This window comes from Agromyces sp. Y782, assembly GCF_059445405.1.
In genome coordinates, this window is sequence record NZ_JCAIUG010000001.1 from 735,198 (window position 1) to 751,537 (window position 16,340).

The following is a 16,340-nucleotide window of genomic DNA, read 5'->3' on the forward strand; positions in this document are numbered from 1 at the left end:
TGCGCACGCGGTTAGGCTCTGACGATGGGCATCTTCGTCGTCGTCATGGGCGTCTCAGCAGTCGGCAAGTCCACGGTCGGCCGAGCGCTCGCCGACCGTCTGGGTGTGCCCTTCCGCGACGCCGACGACCTGCACCCCGAGGCGAATCGGCGGAAGATGGCGTCGGGAGTCGCCCTCGACGACCTCGACCGCGGGCCGTGGCTCGACCTCGTGGGCGCCGAGATCGGGTCGGCGAACACGGGCATCGTCATGGCATGCTCCGCCCTGAAGCGCGCCTATCGCGACCGCATCCGTGCCGCCGCGCCGTCGACCGTGTTTCTGCACCTGCACGGCTCGCCCGAACTGCTCGCCGCGCGCGCGGCCGCCCGCACCGGTCACTTCATGCCGCCGAGCCTGCTCGCCTCGCAACTGGCGACGCTCGAGCCCCTTGCGCCCGACGAGGCGGGCTTCACGATCGACGTCACCGGCGACTCCGCTGCGATCGTCGAGCGGGCCCTCGTCGCGCTCCGCCCCGACGTCGAGGCGCTCACACCCAGATCGTGAGCGCCGCCGTGTGGCCGCCGGCTCTGGGTTCGCTCTACACCGGTCAGAGGATGCCGTGACCGAACGTATCCAGGTGACCCGTCGCATCGGGGCACGTCAGCGCCCGCCTTCCGCTGCGTCGGTGCGGAGGTGCATGCGCTCGCCCTGCACGCTCAGCAGGTTGAGGATCTCGGCGGGCTCGCTCGAGGCGCTCACGTGGCCGTGCGGAACTCGCGTGTCGAATTCGGCAGCTTCGCCCGCCTCGAGGATGATCTCCTCGTCGCCGAGCGCAAGACGCACTCGGCCGCTCAGCACGTAGATCCAGTCGTAACCCTCGTGGGCGCCCTGCGTGACGGGCTGATCGCTCGGATACCCCGGGAGCACCATCTTGAAGGCGCGCAGCTCGGGGTTCTGCCGGGTGAGCGGGATGATGGCCCGCCCGTCGCGGTAGAAGGGCTTCGGGTGGATGCGCGGGTCGGCGATCTGCGGAGCACCGACGAGGTCGTCGAGGTTCGCTCGGTAGGCGGTCGCGATGCGGATGAGCAGTTCGAGGGTGGGCCGGCGCAGGCCCGACTCGAGCCGCGAGAGCGTGCTCGTCGAGATGCCGGTCTCGGCGGCGAGCTCGGCGAGTGTGTAGCCGCGGCGACGCCGCAGCTCGCGAAGCCGCGGGGCGACCGAGTCGAGCATGGCGTCGATGTCGTCGGCCATGTGAACTCCTCTTGCCGCTTCGGCAACGTGCGTTGCGTCGCTTGCAGACTATCGCGAGGGTGGAGGCATGCAACGTGAATCGTGGGATGTCATCATCGTCGGCGGCGGCAGCGCCGGTCTCAGCGCCGCACTCATGCTCGTGCGCGCCCGGCGGCGGGTGCTCGTGCTCGACGGCGGTGCACCGCGCAATCGCTTCGCCGCGCACATGCACGGCGTGCTCGGCCGTGACGGCTGGTCGCCGCTCGAACTGCTCGCGCGGGGCCGCGACGAGGTCGCGCGCTACGGCGGAGTCGTGCGCGCCGGCGAGGTCGCCGCCGCCCGGGTCACCGACGCAGCGGGCGGCGATCGCGGCTTCACCGTGACGCTCGATTCCGGCGAGGAGCATTCCGCACGTCGCCTGCTCGTGGCGACCGGCCTTCGCGACGAGCTGCCCGAACTGCCCGGCCTCGCCGAGCAATGGGGCACCGGCGCGGTCGTCTGCCCCTACTGCGACGGCTGGGAGGTGCGTGACCGGCGCATCGGCGTGCTCGCGACCGGCGAGCGCAGCGTGCACCAGGTGCAGTTGCTGCGGCAGTGGTCGTCGTCGGTCGTCTTCTTCACGAACGGCACGGATGTCGCGGCCGACGACCTGGCCGGCATGACCGCTCGGGGCATCGCCGTCGAAGATCGGCCGTGGGCTGAGGTGCTCGCCGACGATGACGGGCGACTCCGCGGCATCCGCCTCGCCGACGGCGCCGTCGTGCCGCTCGACTCGATCTTCCTCGGCCCCCGTTTCGTGCCGAACGATGCGTTGCTGCTGAGCCTCGGCGCCGCCTCGGCTCCCGCCTTCGGCGAGGGCGACTGGGTCAGCGTCGACCCCACCGGGCGCACGAGCGTGTCCGGGCTCTGGGCGGCAGGCAATGTCGTGAATCCGATGGCCTCCGTGCCGCTCGCCGCAGGCGGCGGCAACTTCGCCGGCGCGGCGATCAACGCCGACCTGATCGAGGAGGAGATCCGCGCCGCGCGCGCCGCGTGATCGTGCCGCTCTGCGTGTCGCGGACTCGGCTCGAACTCAGATCTCGGTGTGGCCCAGTTCAGCCTCCGCGAGCGTGCGGATCACGGGCTCGGCGATCGCCTCGAACTCGAGCACCGCGACCTCGTTGCGACCGGCGCGCGTCACGGGCCCCGGCACGAACAGGGTGCGCTGCGGTCCGCGGCGCCAGTATCGGCCGAGCAGGAACCCGTTGACCCACACGAGGCCCTTGCCCCAGTGCAAGGTGTCGAGGAAGAGGTCGGCGGGCGCCTCGAGCGTGAACTCGCCGGCGGCGAGGAACGGGCCGGCCGGGAACGGAGCGGCGACTGCGTCGGCCTGCGAAGTCTGCGCACCGAGCACCGCTGCGGCGAGCCCGGGCACGGCCTCGAGGTCGAGAGGGCGCGCCGTCCAGCCGGTGAGCTCGACCCCGTCGAGCGCGACCCCGCCGATGAGTCCTTTGTGCTCGCCGATGCGCGGGCCGTAGTCGACGCGGCCCTGGTCTTCGACGAGCAGCGCGAGCTCACCGCGGGCGTCGGGCAGCGCGATCGCCCGCTCGTGCGCATCGCGGGCGAGCACGCCGACCGGTGCGCCGTCGACGAGCACCCAGGCGCGGTCGCGCACCTCCTCGCCGATCGTGAGCGTGCCGGGGCCGCCGCGCTCGAGCGTCGTCGAGAACAACACGATTCCGCGGTCGTGCTCGAGTTCGTCGAAACTCGGCATCGTGTCGAACGCGCGGGTGCCGCCGAGCGACGGTGCGAGCTCGAGCAGTGTCTGACCGGCGAGCAGCGGCGCCTCGATCTCGGGTGCGGGTTGGCGCACGGCGGGGGTCTCGTCGAGCACGTCGGCGTAGCGCGCGATGACCTCGCGGAACGCCCAGAACTTCGCCGTCGGGTTGCCGGCCTCGTCGAGGGGAGCGTCGTAGTCGTAGCTCGTCGTGATCGGCGCGTACCGACCCTTGTCGTTGGCTCCGGTCGTGAGGCCGAAGTTCGTGCCGCCGTGGAACATGTAGATGTTCACGGAGCCGCCCGCCGCGAGCAGGGTTTCGAGTTCGTGAGCGGAGCCGTCCGCATCCGTCGTGTGATGGTGCGAGCCCCAGTCGTCGAACCAGCCGCACCAGAACTCCATGCACATGAGCGGCCCGGTCGGCTGGAACTCGCGCAGCGTCTCGAGACGCTCGGTGACACGAGAGCCGAACGACCCGGTGAGGTGCAGGCCGGGCAGGCTGCCGTCGGTGAGCATCTGCGGTGTCGGCTGATCGATCGTCGTGAGCGGCACGGTGATGCCCGCCTCGCGAGTGACCCGCACGAGTTCGGCGAGGTACGCCTCGTCGGAGCCGTAGGCGCCGTACTCGTTCTCGATCTGCACGAGGATGACAGGCCCGCCGGCGTCGATCTGGCGCGGCGCGACGATCTCGTAGACGTGACGCAGGTAGTCGCTCACCGCGGTCAGGAAGTGCGGTTCGGAGCGTCGCACGCCGACCTCGGGGTCGCGGAACAGCCAGGCGGGCAGCCCGCCGTTGTCCCATTCCGCGCAGATGTACGGGCCCGGCCGCACGATCGCGTGCATGCCTTCGGCGGCGACGAGGTCGAGGAAGCGCCCGAGGTCGAGCCCTTCGCCGGCTCGCCACTGCCCGCGGTGCGGTTCGTGCGCGTTCCACGCGACGTACGTCTCGATCGTGTTCAGGCCCATCAGCCGCGCCTTGCGGATGCGGTCGGCCCAGAGGTCGGGGTGCACACGGAAGTAGTGGAGCGCACCGGCGATGATGCGATGCGGCCGGCCGTCGAGTTCGAAGTCGGTGGCGCCGATGGCGAAGCGGGAAGGGGCGGTCACGGGGCATCCGTTCCTGGGTGATGGGGCGGGTCGGCCGCGCTGGAAGTGGGACGAGCGGGGCCGGCCGACCTCACCCGGCCGGCCCCGCAGCGGTGCGGCTACTACTCGGTGACGGTGAAGCCCTGCTTGTTGCCGTAGTCGACGAGCTTGCCCTGCCATTCGGCGAGGCCGTCGTTCAGGTCGGACTTGTTCGCGTACGCCTGTCCGACGGTATCGCCGAAGATGCTGTTCGCGTACACCTGGTAGGGCAGGTACGACCAACCGGATGCCACATCGGCCGAGGCCTGCGTCAGCACCTCGTTGATCTTCTGGCCGCCGAAGTACTCCGATTCGAAGCCCGTGAACGCCGGGTCTTCGAGCTCGGCCGTGGTCGACGGGAAGCCGCCCGACTCGAGGAAGACCTCGATCGACGCCGGGTCGCTGTTCAGCCAGCGCAGGAACGCCGCGGCGAGCGCCGGGTTCTTGCTCTGCTTCGTGACCGACTGGCCGCCGCCGCCGTTCTCGGCGGTCACCGGGGTGCCGTCGTACGTCGGCAACGGCGCCACGCGCCAGTCGCCCGCGGCATCCGCGACGCTCGACTCGAGCACGCCCGGCATCCAGGCGCCGACGGGCAGCGTCGCGATCGAGCCGTCGGCGAGGCCCTTGAACCATTCGTCGGTCCACCCGGGGGTGGCGGCGAGCAGGTCCTCTTCGACGAGCTGGTTCCAGACGCCCGTCCACTGCTGGGTGCCCTCATCGGCGAGGTTCACCGTGATGTCGGTGCCGTCGATGGCGAACGGGCGGCCGCCGGCCTGCCAGATCATGCTCGTCGCGAACCCGGCGTCGCCGGTGTCGTTGGTGATGTACTTCGTCGGGTCGGCGGTGTGCAGCTGCTTCGCCGCGGCGATGTACTCGTCCCAGGTCGTCGGCACGGCGATGCCGTACTGGTCGAACACGGTCTTGTTGTAGAAGAGCGCCATGGGGCCGGAGTCCTGCGGCAGGCCCACGAGCTCACCGTCGACGTTGACGCTGCCCCAGGTGGACGCGGCGTAGTCGTCTTCGAGTTCGTCGAGCCCGTACTGGCCGAGGTCGACGAGGGCATCCGACAGCGCGAACTGCGGCATCGCGTAGTACTCGATCTGCACGACGTCGGGCGCACCCGAGCCGGCCTTGATCGCGTTCTGCAGCTTCGTGTACTCCTCGGTGTTGGTGCCCGCGTTGACGAGCTCGACGTCGACGTTCGGGTAGGCCTCCTCGAACGCGGCGACCTGCGCCTCGGCGCTGGGCGTCCAGCTCCAGTAGGTGAGCTCGCCGCCGGCCTCGAGGGCTGCGTCGAGGTCGTCGGCGCTTCCGGTGCCGGTATTGTCGCTGCCGCCTCCGGTCGAGCACGCGGCGAGCGCGCCGATCGCGAGCGCTGCGGTCGCGGCGACCGCCATGGTCCGCCGAAGGGCGGTTCGGGCGATGATCATGTTGCTTCCCTTCACTTCGTTGTGGTTTCGGTTCCGGGGCAGGACGCTCCGGGTGAGCGTGTGGGTGCGTTCGTCAGGCAGCGCTGCTCGGTCACTGCTTGACGCTTCCGGCGCTGAGCCCCGACTGCCAGAACCGCTGCAGCCCGAGGAACGCGACGACGATGGGGATGATCGTGAGGAGCGACCCCGTGATCACCAGGTTGTAGATGGGCTGTGCTGCGACGCCCGTGGCCTGCGCATTCCACTGGTTGAGCCCGACGGTGAGCGGGTACCAGGTGGGGTCGCTCAGCATGATGAGCGGCAGGAAGTAGTTGTTCCACGTCGCCACGACCGTGAAGAGCAGCACCGTGACGATGCCCGGCGCGAGCAGCCGGATCGAGATCGTGAAGAAGGTGCGGAACTCGCCCGCGCCGTCCATGCGCGCAGCCTCGAGGATCTCGGTCGGCACGGAATCGACCGCGTAGACCCAGATCAGGTAGAGGCCGAACGGGCTGATCAGCGACGGGATGATGATCGCCCAGGGCGTGTTCGTGAGGCCGAGCTGGCTGAACATGAGGAACGTCGGCACCGCGAGTGCCGTGCCCGGCACCGCGATCGCGCCGAGCACGACGGCGAAGATCGCCCGCCGGCCGGCGAAGCGGAACTTCGCGAGCCCGTACCCGGCCAGCGTCGCGAGCAGGGTCGCGCCGCCCGCGCCGAGCACGACGTAGAGCAGCGTGTTGCCGAGCCAGCGCACGAAGATGCCGTCACGGTAGGTGAGGGTCTCCCAGATGTTCTGGAAGAGCACGAAGTCGTCGTCGAACCAGAGCCCGAAGCTCGAGAAGAGGCCGCTCTGGGTCTTGGTCGCGTTGATCACGAGCCACAGGATGGGCACGAGGCTGTAGATCACGAGGATCGACATCAGCAGCGTGAAGGCGACCGACTTGCGTGGCCGCAGTGAGGATCCGCGTCGTCGCGAGGTGCTTCGGCGCGAGATATCCGAGCGGATGCCGCGGCCGCGCGCCGGCGGTGCGGTGAGGGCACGCGTGGCCGAAGTAGTCATCGCTCCTCCTTTCGTGCGCCGCGAAGTTGCACGACGTAGGCGATCACGGCGGTGATGACGCCCATGACGATCGCAACGGTGGCCGAGGCGTTGTACTGCTGCCCGGCGAAGGAGAGGTTGTAGGCGTACATGTTCGGGGTGAAGTACGTGGTGATGATGTTCGGCGCGAGCGTGCGCAGGATGTTCGGCTCGTTGAACAGCTGGAAGCTGCCGATGATCGAGAAGATCGTGGCGATGACGATGGCTCCGCGGAGCGCCGGCAGCTTGATGCCCGTGATGACGCGCATCGGGCCGGCACCGTCGAGCTCGGCCGCCTCGTACAGGTCGGTGGGGATGGTGCGCAGCGCCGAGTAGAAGATGAGCATGTTGTAGCCGACGAACTCCCAGGTGACGATGTTGCCGATGGAGACGAGGATCCAGTCGCGCGCGAACGGCGCGATGACGTCGGAGCCGAGCCAGTCGTTGAGGTTCGCGACGAGGCCGAAGTTGTCGCCGTAGATGAAGCCCCACATGAGCACGGCGACGACCGCGGGCACCGCGTAGGGCAGGAAGATCACGATGCGGAAGAAGCCCGACGCGTGCAGGCGCGCGCTGTCGATCGCGAGCGCGGCGATGAGTGCGAGGGCGAGCATCACCGGCACCTGCACCACGAGGAAGAGCGCGACCCGCCCGAAGCCCTCCCAGAACTGCGGGTCGACGAAGAGTTCGGCGTAGTTCTCGAGGCCGACGAACGCGTTGCCGCCGATGAGCTGCTCGCGGAAGAGGCTGAGGTAGATCGAGTAGACGACGGGCGCGATGAATACGAGGAGGAAGACCACGAGGAACGGCACGACGAAGGCGAGGCCCTTCCACTCGCTTCTGCCCCGCGATCGGATGCCCCGAGGCCGAGATGCGGGGGCCTCGCGGGTCGGTGTCGGGAGGGACGTCGTTGTCATCTGGTTCCAATCGGTGCATGTTCACGTCAACATGACTCGTCGTCACCGTAGCATGTTGACGTGAACATGCGCCATCGTGGGCATGGTCCAGACGAAGGAGCAGCGATGACGGTCACCAGCACGGCAGATGCCGCCCCGGGGCGACGCCGCGGCCCTTCGATGGCGGATGTCGCGCGCGAGGCCAATGTGTCGGGCCAGACCGTCTCCCGCGTCTCGAACGGGCGTCACAACGTCGATGCCGACACGAGGCAGCGCGTGCTCGCCGCGATGAGCAAGCTCGGGTACCGGCCGAACAGCGCGGCCCGGGCCCTGCGCAGCGGCCGTTTCCACAGCATCGGCGTGATCATGTTCACCCTCTCGAGCTTCGGCAACATGCGCACCCTCGACGCCATCGCGATCGCCTCGGCCGACGCCGGCTACTCCATCACGCTCATCCCCGTGTCGCATCCGACCCAGGGCGAGGTCTCGGGGGCGTTCGATCGACTCAGCGAAGAGGCCGTCGACGGGGTGATCATCATCATCGAGGCGCACCTCCTCGACGAGAACGACGTCGTGCTCCCGCCCGAGCTGCCCGTCGTGGTGGTCGACTCCATCGGCAGCACTCCCTATCCGGTCGTCGACACCGACCAGGCGCTCGGCGCGCGACTCGCGACCGAACACCTGCTCGAGCTCGGCCACCGCACGGTCTGGCACATCGCCGGGCCCCATCGCTCGTACTCGGCCACGAGTCGCAGGGAGTCGTGGGAGCAGACCCTCGTCGCCCACGGTGCCGAGGTGCCGCCGCCCCTCGTCGGCGACTGGTCGGCGGAGTCCGGCCACGAGCTCGGGCGCGCCCTCGCGGCCGACCCCGAGGTCACGGCGATCTTCGCCGCGAACGACCAGATGGCGCTCGGCGTGCTTCGCGCGCTGCACGAGGCCGGCCGCGCCGTGCCCGGTGAGGTGAGCGTCGTCGGCTTCGACGACATGGATGAGGCGGCGAGCTTCTGGCCGCCGCTCACGACGGTGCGACAGTTCTTCGGCGAGGTCGGCCGGCTCTCGGTCGAGGCCCTGCTGCACGAGGTCGAGAGCGGCGATCGCCGCGAGAACACGCTCGTCGCCACCGAGCTCGTCGTGCGCGCGAGTTCCGCGAGCCCGCACGGCTCGTCGTCGACCGACTGATCTCGCGGGGTTCCGCTCCCCGGGCTCGCGGCGAAGAATGGGACGAGCGGACGCGGCATCAGCCGCTTTCCCGAACGACATCTCCAGCGGCGGCATCCGGTCGCCGGTCATGCGAAGGAGCACTCCATGGGAATCATCGTCGTCGACCTGTTCATCACCCTCGACGGGGTCTACCAGTCGCCGGGCAGCCGTGAGGAAGACCTCGAGGGAGGGTTCCCGTACGGCGGTTGGCAGGGTCCGTACATGGACGACGAGTCGGGCGCGGCGATCGGCGCCGACATCGAGCGCGTCGATGCCCTGCTGCTCGGCCGCAAGACCTACGACATCTGGGCCGCCTACTGGCCGTTCCAATCACCAGACGACCCGATCGCGAAGACGTTCAGCGAGGTGCCGAAGTTCGTCGCGTCGCACTCGCTGACCGACCCGTCGTGGGCCGGCACGACGGTCATCACCGATATCGCGACTGAGGCACGCGACATCCGCGACCGCTTCGACGAGACGCACGTCATCGGCAGCGGTGATCTCGCGCGCACCCTCTTGCAGGAGAATCTCGTCGACCGACTCAACCTCTGGCTCTACCCCGTGACCTTCGGCACCGGAAAGCGGCTGTTCGCCGAGGGCACGGTTCCCGCGGCGTTCACCCTCGCCCAACCGCCGGTCGCCTACCCCAAGGGGGCGATCTCGCTCGTCTACGAGCGCGCGGGCGAACCGGTCACCGGCTTCGACATGGCGACGATGGAGCGCTCAGAAGCCTGACCCCCGAGCGGATGCCTCAGCACCGATCCCTGGAGTTCGCTGTCGCAGCGCGCAGCGCGGGCTACGCGATGCGCAGCACCACGTTGCCGCGTTTGCGCCCGGTGTCGACGTAGCGATGCGCTTCGACGATGTCGTCGAGGTCGTACGTGCGATCGACGACGGGCCGATAGCGCCCGGCATCGGCGAGCTGCACGATGGTCGCGAGGTCATCGGCCGAGACGTGCGCGCCCGTCGCCGTCACGGTCTTTCCGCTCCGTCTGCTGTTGCGCGCGGCGCCGAGCATGCCGGCGAGGTCGCTGACGACCATGAGCAGCGCCCCGCCGGGCTTGATCGAGCGTTCGACGCGCGCGAACGACGCGTTGCCGACGCAGTCGACGATCGCGTCATAGACCGTGCCATCGTCGGCGAAGTCCTCGACGCGGTAGTCGATGACACGGTCGGCCCCGAGCGATCGCACGAGCTCGGCGTTGCCACCGCTGCACACGCCGGTGACCGTGGCGCCACGCAGTTTCGCGAGCTGCACGACCGCTGTGCCGACGGCTCCGGATGCCCCGTTGACGAGCACCTCGTCGCCCTCACCCACTCCGGCGCGGTTCAGGAACGCGAGCACCGTGTGGCCACCGAAGACGAGGGTGGCCGCGTCTTCCATGCTCAGGTTGGCGGGCTTGCGCGTCACCGCCTTCCGGTCGGAGACGCAGACGTACTCGGCGTGCCCGCCGAACTGACCGCCGAGCATCGCGATGACCTCGTCGCCGGGCGCGAGCCGCGTGACGTCGGCGCCGACGGACTCCACGACGCCCGCGACATCCATGCCGAGCACCGGCTTGCGCGGCCGGAACACGCCGATGGCGATGGGTCCGTAGAACCCGAGGCCCTTCGGCAGGTCGCGACTGCGGGTGCGATGGTCGGCGATGCTCACGGTGCTGGCGTGCACCCTGATGAGCACCTCGTCGCGCCTCGGTGCGGGCTTCGGAACCATCTCCACTCGCATGACCTCTGGGCCACCGAAGCGGCCGGCTACTGCAGCCCGCATACGGGTGCCGTTCACCACAGCTGTGCTGCTCATCTCAGTCTCCTACCTTACGTTGTACGACTTACAACGTAAGGTAGCGTGGATCCGGGTGAATGTCGAGAGCTGCGGCCTCGAATTGTCAGCAGACTTGTACCGTGGTCAGGAGGGAGGGCGAGCACATGTCATCGACGACCGAACGAAGCGCCGAGCGTCGCCCACCGCTGACGCGCGATCGCGTACTGCAGTCGGCGGTCGACCTTGCCGACGCCTCCGGCATCGACGCCCTCACGATCCGCCGCATCGCGGAGCGACTCGGCGTCGAGCCGATGTCGCTCTACTACCACGTGCCCAACAAAGGGGCGATCCTCGACGGAACCATCGACCTCGTCTTCGCCGAGGTCGAGCAGGCGGCCGGCGGATTCGCGGTACCCGAGACCGATGCCGAGTGGAAGTCGAGCCTGCGCGCCCGCATCCTCGCCGCGCGCACCGTGATGCTGCGGCATCCGTGGGCCCCCGGGATCTTGGACTCGCGTACCGATCTCAGCCTCACCACCGCGCGCTACGTCGACTCCGTCGTCGGCACGCTCCGCGCGGGCGGGTTGTCGTACGACCTCATCCATCACGCGATGCACGCCCTCGGAAGCCGCATGTTCGGCTTCTCGCAAGAGCTCGGCGAACCCGACGACGAGTCGGCCGATGCGACCGCGATGGAACAGATGTCAGCACATGTACCGCATCTCGCCGCGATGCTCGCGGTCGTGCGCCACGTCGATCCCGACTCCACCCTCGGCTGGTGCGACGATCAGTTCGAGTTCGAATTCGGGCTCGACATCATTCTCGACGGCCTCGAACGGCTCCTACCCGCGGAGCAGCCCCCGCAGCGTCTGGATGGTGTCGGCCGCGGCCGCTGACTTGTCGTCTCGGTACCGCTTGACGCGCGCGAAGCGCAAGGCGATGCCGCCGGGGTAGCGACTCGAGCGCTGCACCCCGTCGATCGCGATCTCGACGACGATGGTCGGCTCGACCCACACGGTGTGCTCGGTGCGTCGGGTCTCGATCTGCGGGAACCGCTCGGTCTGCCACCGCAACAGTTCATCGGTGAGTCCCTTGAACGTCTTGCCGACCATGACGAACCCGCCGGGCTCGCCGAACTCGCCGACCGCATCGAGCGCGCCGAGGTGCAGGTTCGAGAGCCATCCGGTGCGCCGCCCCGAGCCCCACTCGCACGCGAGCACCACGAGGTCGTAGGTGTGCACGGGCTTCACCTTGATCCAGCTCGACCCGCGCCGACCCGCCGCGTACGGCGAGCCGATCGCCTTGACGACCACGCCCTCTTGCCCCGCGGCGAGCGCCTCGCGTGACACGCGCTCGGCGACCTCGGGGTCGGCGGTCACCTCGCCCTGTATGCGGTGCCCGGGAGCGATGCGCTCGAGTTCGGCGAGCCGCGTCGAGAGGGGTTCGTCGAGCAGGTCGCGCCCGTCCACATGCAACACATCGAAGAACCACGGATGCAGCAGGGTGTCGCGCGCGGCATCCGCACCGAACCGCGACATCGTCTCTTGGAACGGCCGTGGCACGCCGTCTTCGTCGAGTGAGAGCGTTTCTCCGTCGAGGATGACGTCGCGCACCGGCAGGCTTCGCACGACATCGACGACTTCGGGCAGGCGATGCGTCACGTCGGCCAGGTTGCGGGTGAAGACGCGCACGTCGTCACCAGCACGATGTACCTGGATGCGTGCGCCGTCGAGCTTGAACTCGACGGATGCCTCGCCGGTGGTCTCGAGGGCGGCCGCCGCACTCGACGCGGTCGCCGCGAGCATCGGCAGCACAGGCCGCCCGACGACGAGCCCGACGGCTTCGAGTTCGGCCTCGGTGCCGGTGAGCGCCAGCCGCGCGGTCTCGCCGAGATCGCCCGAGAGCATGGCGGCGCGGCGCACCATCTCGCCCTGCCGGTCGGCGGCGCGTGCGATGGCGTCGGTGACCACGCCCTCGAGGGCCCCGGTGCGCACTTCGCCGAGCAGCACGCGGCCGATGAATGCCTGCTCGCGTTCGGTGGCTTGCGAGGTCAGCTCTCGGAGCTGCCTCGCTCGTTCACCCGCTGAGCCGGCGCCGGATGCCGCGGCGAGGCGTTCGAGCATCGCATCGAGCTCGCTGATGGTGATCGTCGGCTCGGCAGCGGGTTCGCCGGTCGCCGCGGCCACCCCGCGCCATCCGATGCCGACGCGCCCCTGCCTGGGCTTGCCCACCAGGAACCCGACCGCGGGCGCGATCTCGTCGGGTTCGAGCCGGCGCAGCAGTTCGGCCAGTGCGTCGACCTTCGCGAGGCGCGAGCGGGTGGACGCAACGGTGTCGGCAGTCAGCACGAGTTCGTCGAGCAGCACACCGGCAGTCTCCCACCGACGACCGACATACCCGCAGCCGAACGAGTCACGAGCCCGAAGTCGAAGTGCTCATCTCGCGAGGCTTCCGCGCCCGATTCGTGCTCGCCAGGTACGCGCTGGCCGTCGGGCTGAACATGGCGGCGGTTGCCAGGATGACGAGCAGGATGTGCGCCATCCGAACGACGAGGAAGACCCCGCCGAGCGGCCCCCCGCTCCCGAAGGCCTCGAGTACGGTCTGACCGTCCGCGAGCGCGAACGCGGCGGGAACGACGAGAGATGCGAGTCCGATGACGCTCAGAAGCACGGTCAGCCCGATGCGGGCGGCGCGGCTTCCGCGGAGCAGACGGGTGATCATGACGATGGCGACTACGTACACGACGACGCGGAAGCCGAGACTGAGCCAGGCTCCTGCGTCCAGCCCTCCCTGCCCGGCGATCTCGCTGACGGCGAGCACGGATTCGATGACTCCGGCGGCGACCGCCGCGAACCATGCTGTCGATGAGACTTTCATGCTGGTTGGTGTGTTCATGCGGCGACCCTACGAACGGCATCGCGCTCATCGCATCCCTCTGGGGAGCCATCTCGGCCCGTACCGCGGTAGGGGCGCTCGGATGGTGCCGGCGCAGTGCATCGGCCACCCGGCCACGCAGATCAGCGGGGCGTCGTCTCCGGGGCATGATCCCAGCGAATGGGCGACCTCACCCAGGTTCGCGTGAGCGTGATCGGCTGAGGTGCTGCCGAAGCGGTCGGATGCCGCGCGGGCGTCAGCTCGCGGGGTCGCCGTCGACTTCCCGCTTCAGTCGTTCGAGTTCGGCTCGGCGCTCGTAGTACTCGATCTCGCGGTCGAGGTCGGCGAGCTGCTGCTCGGTGGAACCCACCTGCGGCACGGGGCCACGGTAGCCCTGCTGCGGTCGCTGCGCCATGAGCGAGCCGATGCCGTCGGTGGCCGACGAGCCGCCGTATTCGCGACCCAGCACGAACCACAGCAGCGTGCCGATGAGCGGCAGCAGCACGACGAGCAGGATCCATCCGAACTTCGGCAGATGCCGCACTTGGGACTCGTCGCGCATGATGATGTCGATCAGTGCGAACACCATCGCGGCGACCACGATGACGGGAAATACGGCGGCCATGGCCGTCAGCATATTGGGCCGGGCGGATGCGCCGCTACGGCGCGAGCTGACGGGCGACCTCGCCGACGTGGCGCATGAACACGCCGAGGTCGGGCTCGTCTGAGGTGGGTTGCAGCACGACCGAGTCGACACCGGCCGCGAAGAACTGCTCGGCGGCCTCGGCGACGGCGGACGCATCGCCGACGGCGGCCAGGCGCTGGTCGTCGGGCATGTTCCACTGCGTGAGTTCTCGTGCAACCCGCTCGTCGGCCTCCTTGCCGCCGAACGCGGCCATCAGGTAGACGACCACCTCGTTGCGCCCCGCGCGCCCCGCGACGCTGCGCCCGGTCGCGATCGTCGCCACGGCTTCTGCGGCGCGTTCGACCGTCGTGCCGCCGGTAAGCACTGTGCCATCGGCCACCTCACCGGTGAGCTGCAGCGTCTTGGGGCCTTCACCAGCCGCGTAGACGAGCGGCGCCGTCGCCGGCGGCCAGTCGAGCTTCACTCGATCGAGCTTCACGTATCGCCCGTCGGTCGTCACCTCATCGCCGGCGAGCAGCTGCCGCAACGCCGGAACATACTCGCGCATGAGCGTCAGCGGCGATGCGACACGGCTGCCCGTCTGCGCCATCCATCGCTGCACTCCATGGCCGACGCCCGGCAGCAGGCGGCCCGGGAACATGCGCTCGATCGTCGCGATCTCCATGGCGGTGATCGCGGCGTTGCGCAGGGGCATCGGTGCGACACCGATGCCTACCCGCAGGTGCTCGGTCCACGCGAGGGCCGCGGCGGCGGTGGCGAAGGAGGACTGCTGGAAGCAGTCCTCCCAGAGCCAGAGTTCGGGCACGCCCCCCGCTTCAGCCGCCTCGACCGCGGGTCGGAACTGCTCAGGAGGGAAGGCTGGCTGGAAGATCGCTCCGATTCGACGCATACGGCAACTCTGGCAGCACCCACCGGCTTGCGCCCACTGTCATATACCGAGCGGATGCTTCGATGCACGCGAAGGTGGCGAATTCCACGACATTCTCGTGATGCAAGTGGAATCCGTCACTCGTCGCGGACTGTGCGGATCTGCGCTCTGCTGCTCCTCAGCGCTCTCCTTCTCTCTTGGGCGGCGTTGCGGACGTCCCGACCGGAGGGGTAACCGAAACCAACGACTGACGGCCATCAGCCCGGTTGCGGATCGCTCACCTTCAGCAGTCGCATCCAATGAGGTTATGAGCCTGACGACCGCGGTCCGCAGAATGTTGTCGGACCGTGACACCCAGAGACGTCGGCCATCAGACACAACCGCTCAGCGTGCGGTGGGCTTCCCGTCCGCGGCCCACGCCACACCCAAGGCGAACAATGTCGACACGCCGTACTGCTCCATCGCCGCCGCAATGCGACGCCGACCGGTTCGCGGGTTGATCCCGAGCCTGCGAGATGCCGCGTCGAGAGTGACGCCCTGCTTCATCAGCACAAGAAGCGGCGCCCACGGCTGCTCCACACCACCGATCGGCTCGCCGCGACGCCAGAGCTCGCGGAACAGGCTTCGGCCCAGTTCGGCGAGGGACGCGCTACGGACACCGACCACGCTGGACGGCCACCCCTCGCCCCATTCGATCGGCAATGCGAGCACATCGCCGTCGATCCAGAACCAACTCGGAAGGTCGTCGAGAAGGCGGAACTCCACCCCGACGGCCGCGTAGCGCTCGGCGATCGCCACGAGCCGGGCGTCCTCTGCCATCGAACGCGGGAGAAGGGCTCGCACAGACCGCTTGCCGGCGAACATCTCCGCGAAACGGCTGGCGCGCGCGGGATCGGTCTGCAAGTAGCGTCCGAGATCGGGAAGCACTGACCAGGCGGTCTCGCTCTGCTCCCGCGCGATGTCATACCAGAGGTCTTCTGCTGCCTGTGGCCCGTGTCGCACGAAAACGGGAACGAGATCACTGGATGCCTCGCCTACAGCCCAGTGACGCAGCAGACCCGGTAGGTCTGAAACGAGCGCCTCGATTCGCGAGGCAGCCTCGTCCGCCGTCTGCCGCATCGCACGCACTTCGCGTTCGACGACGTCGGCCGTCCACATCGCCGGCGTCGCGTACGCGATCGTGCCATCGCGCACCGAGATCGCACCACCCCGCGCGAGACGCGCAACGGCGTCGGCGGCCTCGCCCCCATCCGCGTGCGCGATGGTGGCGAGCTCCGCCACCGTCTCGGGGCGGCTGCGGTAGATCAGTTCGAGCAGTGCCCTGTCTTCCATGTCCACCTCCGGAGCGCGTGTGGACACCATCATGACGCATGTGGCCGATTCCGGACGCCCTCTAGAGGCTGTGGCCGGAAGCGGAGGTTGTTTTGTCCGCTTCTGTCCATACACACTGATTTGAGGGGGACCGGGGTCCTTGGCTTCGTATGCGTCCGCGTAGGAAGCCATGGGTCCGCTAT

16 protein-coding genes are annotated in these 16,340 nt (G+C 69.0%); 5 read left to right on the forward strand and 11 right to left on the reverse strand.

Features of this window, described 5'->3' with window-relative positions:
- Positions 1-24: 24 nt before the first annotated feature.
- A complete protein-coding gene (locus AC1C2S_RS03315) occupies positions 25-543 on the forward strand; it encodes a gluconokinase (RefSeq protein WP_495351112.1) in 519 nt (172 codons plus the stop codon).
- 96 nt (positions 544-639) lie between these two features.
- Here AC1C2S_RS03315 and AC1C2S_RS03320 read toward each other — a convergent pair whose 3' ends face one another.
- The gene (locus AC1C2S_RS03320) at positions 640-1,230 is read right to left on the reverse strand and encodes a helix-turn-helix domain-containing protein (RefSeq protein ID WP_495351113.1); all 591 of its coding nucleotides are present in this window, start codon (positions 1,228-1,230) and stop codon (positions 640-642) included.
- 67 nt (positions 1,231-1,297) lie between these two features.
- Between AC1C2S_RS03320 and AC1C2S_RS03325 the strand changes: the two genes are divergently transcribed.
- Positions 1,298-2,245 carry an NAD(P)/FAD-dependent oxidoreductase gene (locus AC1C2S_RS03325; protein WP_495351114.1) on the forward strand — a complete coding sequence of 316 codons (948 nt, stop codon included), beginning with the start codon at positions 1,298-1,300 and terminating at the stop codon, positions 2,243-2,245.
- 36 nt (positions 2,246-2,281) lie between these two features.
- Here AC1C2S_RS03325 and AC1C2S_RS03330 read toward each other — a convergent pair whose 3' ends face one another.
- The 4 genes from AC1C2S_RS03330 to AC1C2S_RS03345 form a co-directional block, all read right to left on the reverse strand.
- Positions 2,282-4,072, reverse strand: coding sequence for a glycoside hydrolase family 35 protein (locus tag AC1C2S_RS03330; RefSeq protein WP_495351115.1), 1,791 nt, complete (start codon positions 4,070-4,072; stop codon positions 2,282-2,284).
- Positions 4,073-4,173: 101 nt separating this feature from the next.
- Positions 4,174-5,520, reverse strand: a complete 1,347-nt coding sequence (locus AC1C2S_RS03335) for an ABC transporter substrate-binding protein (RefSeq protein ID WP_495351116.1) — start codon at positions 5,518-5,520, stop codon at positions 4,174-4,176.
- A 91-nt stretch (positions 5,521-5,611) separates the two neighbouring features.
- Positions 5,612-6,562: a carbohydrate ABC transporter permease gene (locus AC1C2S_RS03340; protein WP_495351117.1), complete on the reverse strand. Its 951-nt coding sequence runs from the start codon at positions 6,560-6,562 to the stop codon at positions 5,612-5,614.
- Complete coding sequence (locus AC1C2S_RS03345; protein ID WP_495351118.1) at positions 6,559-7,497, reverse strand: carbohydrate ABC transporter permease; 939 nt, start codon at positions 7,495-7,497, stop codon at positions 6,559-6,561. The genes AC1C2S_RS03340 and AC1C2S_RS03345 overlap by 4 nt, the downstream gene beginning before the upstream one ends.
- A 105-nt stretch (positions 7,498-7,602) precedes the next feature.
- On the opposite strand from AC1C2S_RS03345, the gene AC1C2S_RS03350 reads away from it, so the two are divergent.
- Positions 7,603-8,655, forward strand: a complete 1,053-nt coding sequence (locus AC1C2S_RS03350; RefSeq protein ID WP_495351119.1) for a LacI family DNA-binding transcriptional regulator — start codon at positions 7,603-7,605, stop codon at positions 8,653-8,655.
- Between the two features lie 126 nt (positions 8,656-8,781).
- Positions 8,782-9,411 carry a dihydrofolate reductase family protein gene (locus AC1C2S_RS03355; protein WP_495351120.1) on the forward strand — a complete coding sequence of 210 codons (630 nt, stop codon included), beginning with the start codon at positions 8,782-8,784 and terminating at the stop codon, positions 9,409-9,411.
- 61 nt (positions 9,412-9,472) lie between these two features.
- Here AC1C2S_RS03355 and AC1C2S_RS03360 read toward each other — a convergent pair whose 3' ends face one another.
- Complete coding sequence (locus AC1C2S_RS03360) at positions 9,473-10,477, reverse strand: NAD(P)-dependent alcohol dehydrogenase (RefSeq protein ID WP_495351121.1); 1,005 nt, start codon at positions 10,475-10,477, stop codon at positions 9,473-9,475.
- Between the two features lie 125 nt (positions 10,478-10,602).
- Here AC1C2S_RS03360 and AC1C2S_RS03365 point away from each other — a divergent pair, with 125 nt between their 5' ends.
- Positions 10,603-11,334 (forward strand): TetR/AcrR family transcriptional regulator, encoded by a 732-nt coding sequence (locus AC1C2S_RS03365; RefSeq protein ID WP_495351122.1) that lies wholly within the window; start codon positions 10,603-10,605, stop codon positions 11,332-11,334.
- Here AC1C2S_RS03365 and AC1C2S_RS03370 read toward each other — a convergent pair.
- From AC1C2S_RS03370 to AC1C2S_RS03390, 5 genes are all read right to left on the reverse strand, one after another.
- Positions 11,281-12,804, reverse strand: coding sequence for an ATP-dependent DNA ligase (locus AC1C2S_RS03370; protein WP_495351123.1), 1,524 nt, complete (start codon positions 12,802-12,804; stop codon positions 11,281-11,283). The genes AC1C2S_RS03365 and AC1C2S_RS03370 overlap by 54 nt on opposite strands.
- 46 nt (positions 12,805-12,850) lie before the next feature.
- A complete protein-coding gene (locus tag AC1C2S_RS03375) occupies positions 12,851-13,333 on the reverse strand; it encodes a hypothetical protein (RefSeq protein WP_495351124.1) in 483 nt (160 codons plus the stop codon).
- 235 nt (positions 13,334-13,568) lie between these two features.
- Positions 13,569-13,937, reverse strand: coding sequence for a PLDc N-terminal domain-containing protein (locus AC1C2S_RS03380; RefSeq protein ID WP_495351125.1), 369 nt, complete (start codon positions 13,935-13,937; stop codon positions 13,569-13,571).
- A gap of 34 nt (positions 13,938-13,971) precedes the next feature.
- Positions 13,972-14,847 carry an LLM class flavin-dependent oxidoreductase gene (locus AC1C2S_RS03385; RefSeq protein WP_495351126.1) on the reverse strand — a complete coding sequence of 292 codons (876 nt, stop codon included), beginning with the start codon at positions 14,845-14,847 and terminating at the stop codon, positions 13,972-13,974.
- 363 nt (positions 14,848-15,210) lie between these two features.
- Complete coding sequence (locus tag AC1C2S_RS03390) at positions 15,211-16,329, reverse strand: hypothetical protein (RefSeq protein WP_495351127.1); 1,119 nt, start codon at positions 16,327-16,329, stop codon at positions 15,211-15,213.
- Between the last annotated feature and the right edge of the window lie 11 nt (positions 16,330-16,340).

Bases quoted from the DNA above. Each gene is read 5' to 3' on its own strand.
- AC1C2S_RS03345 (WP_495351118.1), bottom strand. From the start codon at position 7,497: ATGACAACGACGTCCCTCCCGACACCGACCCGCGAGGCCCCCGCATCT.
- AC1C2S_RS03315 (WP_495351112.1), top strand. From the start codon at position 25: ATGGGCATCTTCGTCGTCGTCATGGGCGTCTCAGCAGTCGGCAAGTCC.
- AC1C2S_RS03320 (WP_495351113.1), bottom strand. From the start codon at position 1,230: ATGGCCGACGACATCGACGCCATGCTCGACTCGGTCGCCCCGCGGCTT.
- AC1C2S_RS03390 (WP_495351127.1), bottom strand. From the start codon at position 16,329: ATGGCTTCCTACGCGGACGCATACGAAGCCAAGGACCCCGGTCCCCCT.
- AC1C2S_RS03350 (WP_495351119.1), top strand. From the start codon at position 7,603: ATGACGGTCACCAGCACGGCAGATGCCGCCCCGGGGCGACGCCGCGGC.
- AC1C2S_RS03375 (WP_495351124.1), bottom strand. From the start codon at position 13,333: ATGAACACACCAACCAGCATGAAAGTCTCATCGACAGCATGGTTCGCG.
- AC1C2S_RS03360 (WP_495351121.1), bottom strand. From the start codon at position 10,477: ATGAGCAGCACAGCTGTGGTGAACGGCACCCGTATGCGGGCTGCAGTA.
- AC1C2S_RS03365 (WP_495351122.1), top strand. From the start codon at position 10,603: ATGTCATCGACGACCGAACGAAGCGCCGAGCGTCGCCCACCGCTGACG.
- AC1C2S_RS03340 (WP_495351117.1), bottom strand. From the start codon at position 6,562: ATGACTACTTCGGCCACGCGTGCCCTCACCGCACCGCCGGCGCGCGGC.
- AC1C2S_RS03355 (WP_495351120.1), top strand. From the start codon at position 8,782: ATGGGAATCATCGTCGTCGACCTGTTCATCACCCTCGACGGGGTCTAC.
- AC1C2S_RS03380 (WP_495351125.1), bottom strand. From the start codon at position 13,937: ATGGCCGCCGTATTTCCCGTCATCGTGGTCGCCGCGATGGTGTTCGCA.
- AC1C2S_RS03385 (WP_495351126.1), bottom strand. From the start codon at position 14,847: ATGCGTCGAATCGGAGCGATCTTCCAGCCAGCCTTCCCTCCTGAGCAG.
- AC1C2S_RS03325 (WP_495351114.1), top strand. From the start codon at position 1,298: ATGCAACGTGAATCGTGGGATGTCATCATCGTCGGCGGCGGCAGCGCC.
- AC1C2S_RS03335 (WP_495351116.1), bottom strand. From the start codon at position 5,520: ATGATCATCGCCCGAACCGCCCTTCGGCGGACCATGGCGGTCGCCGCG.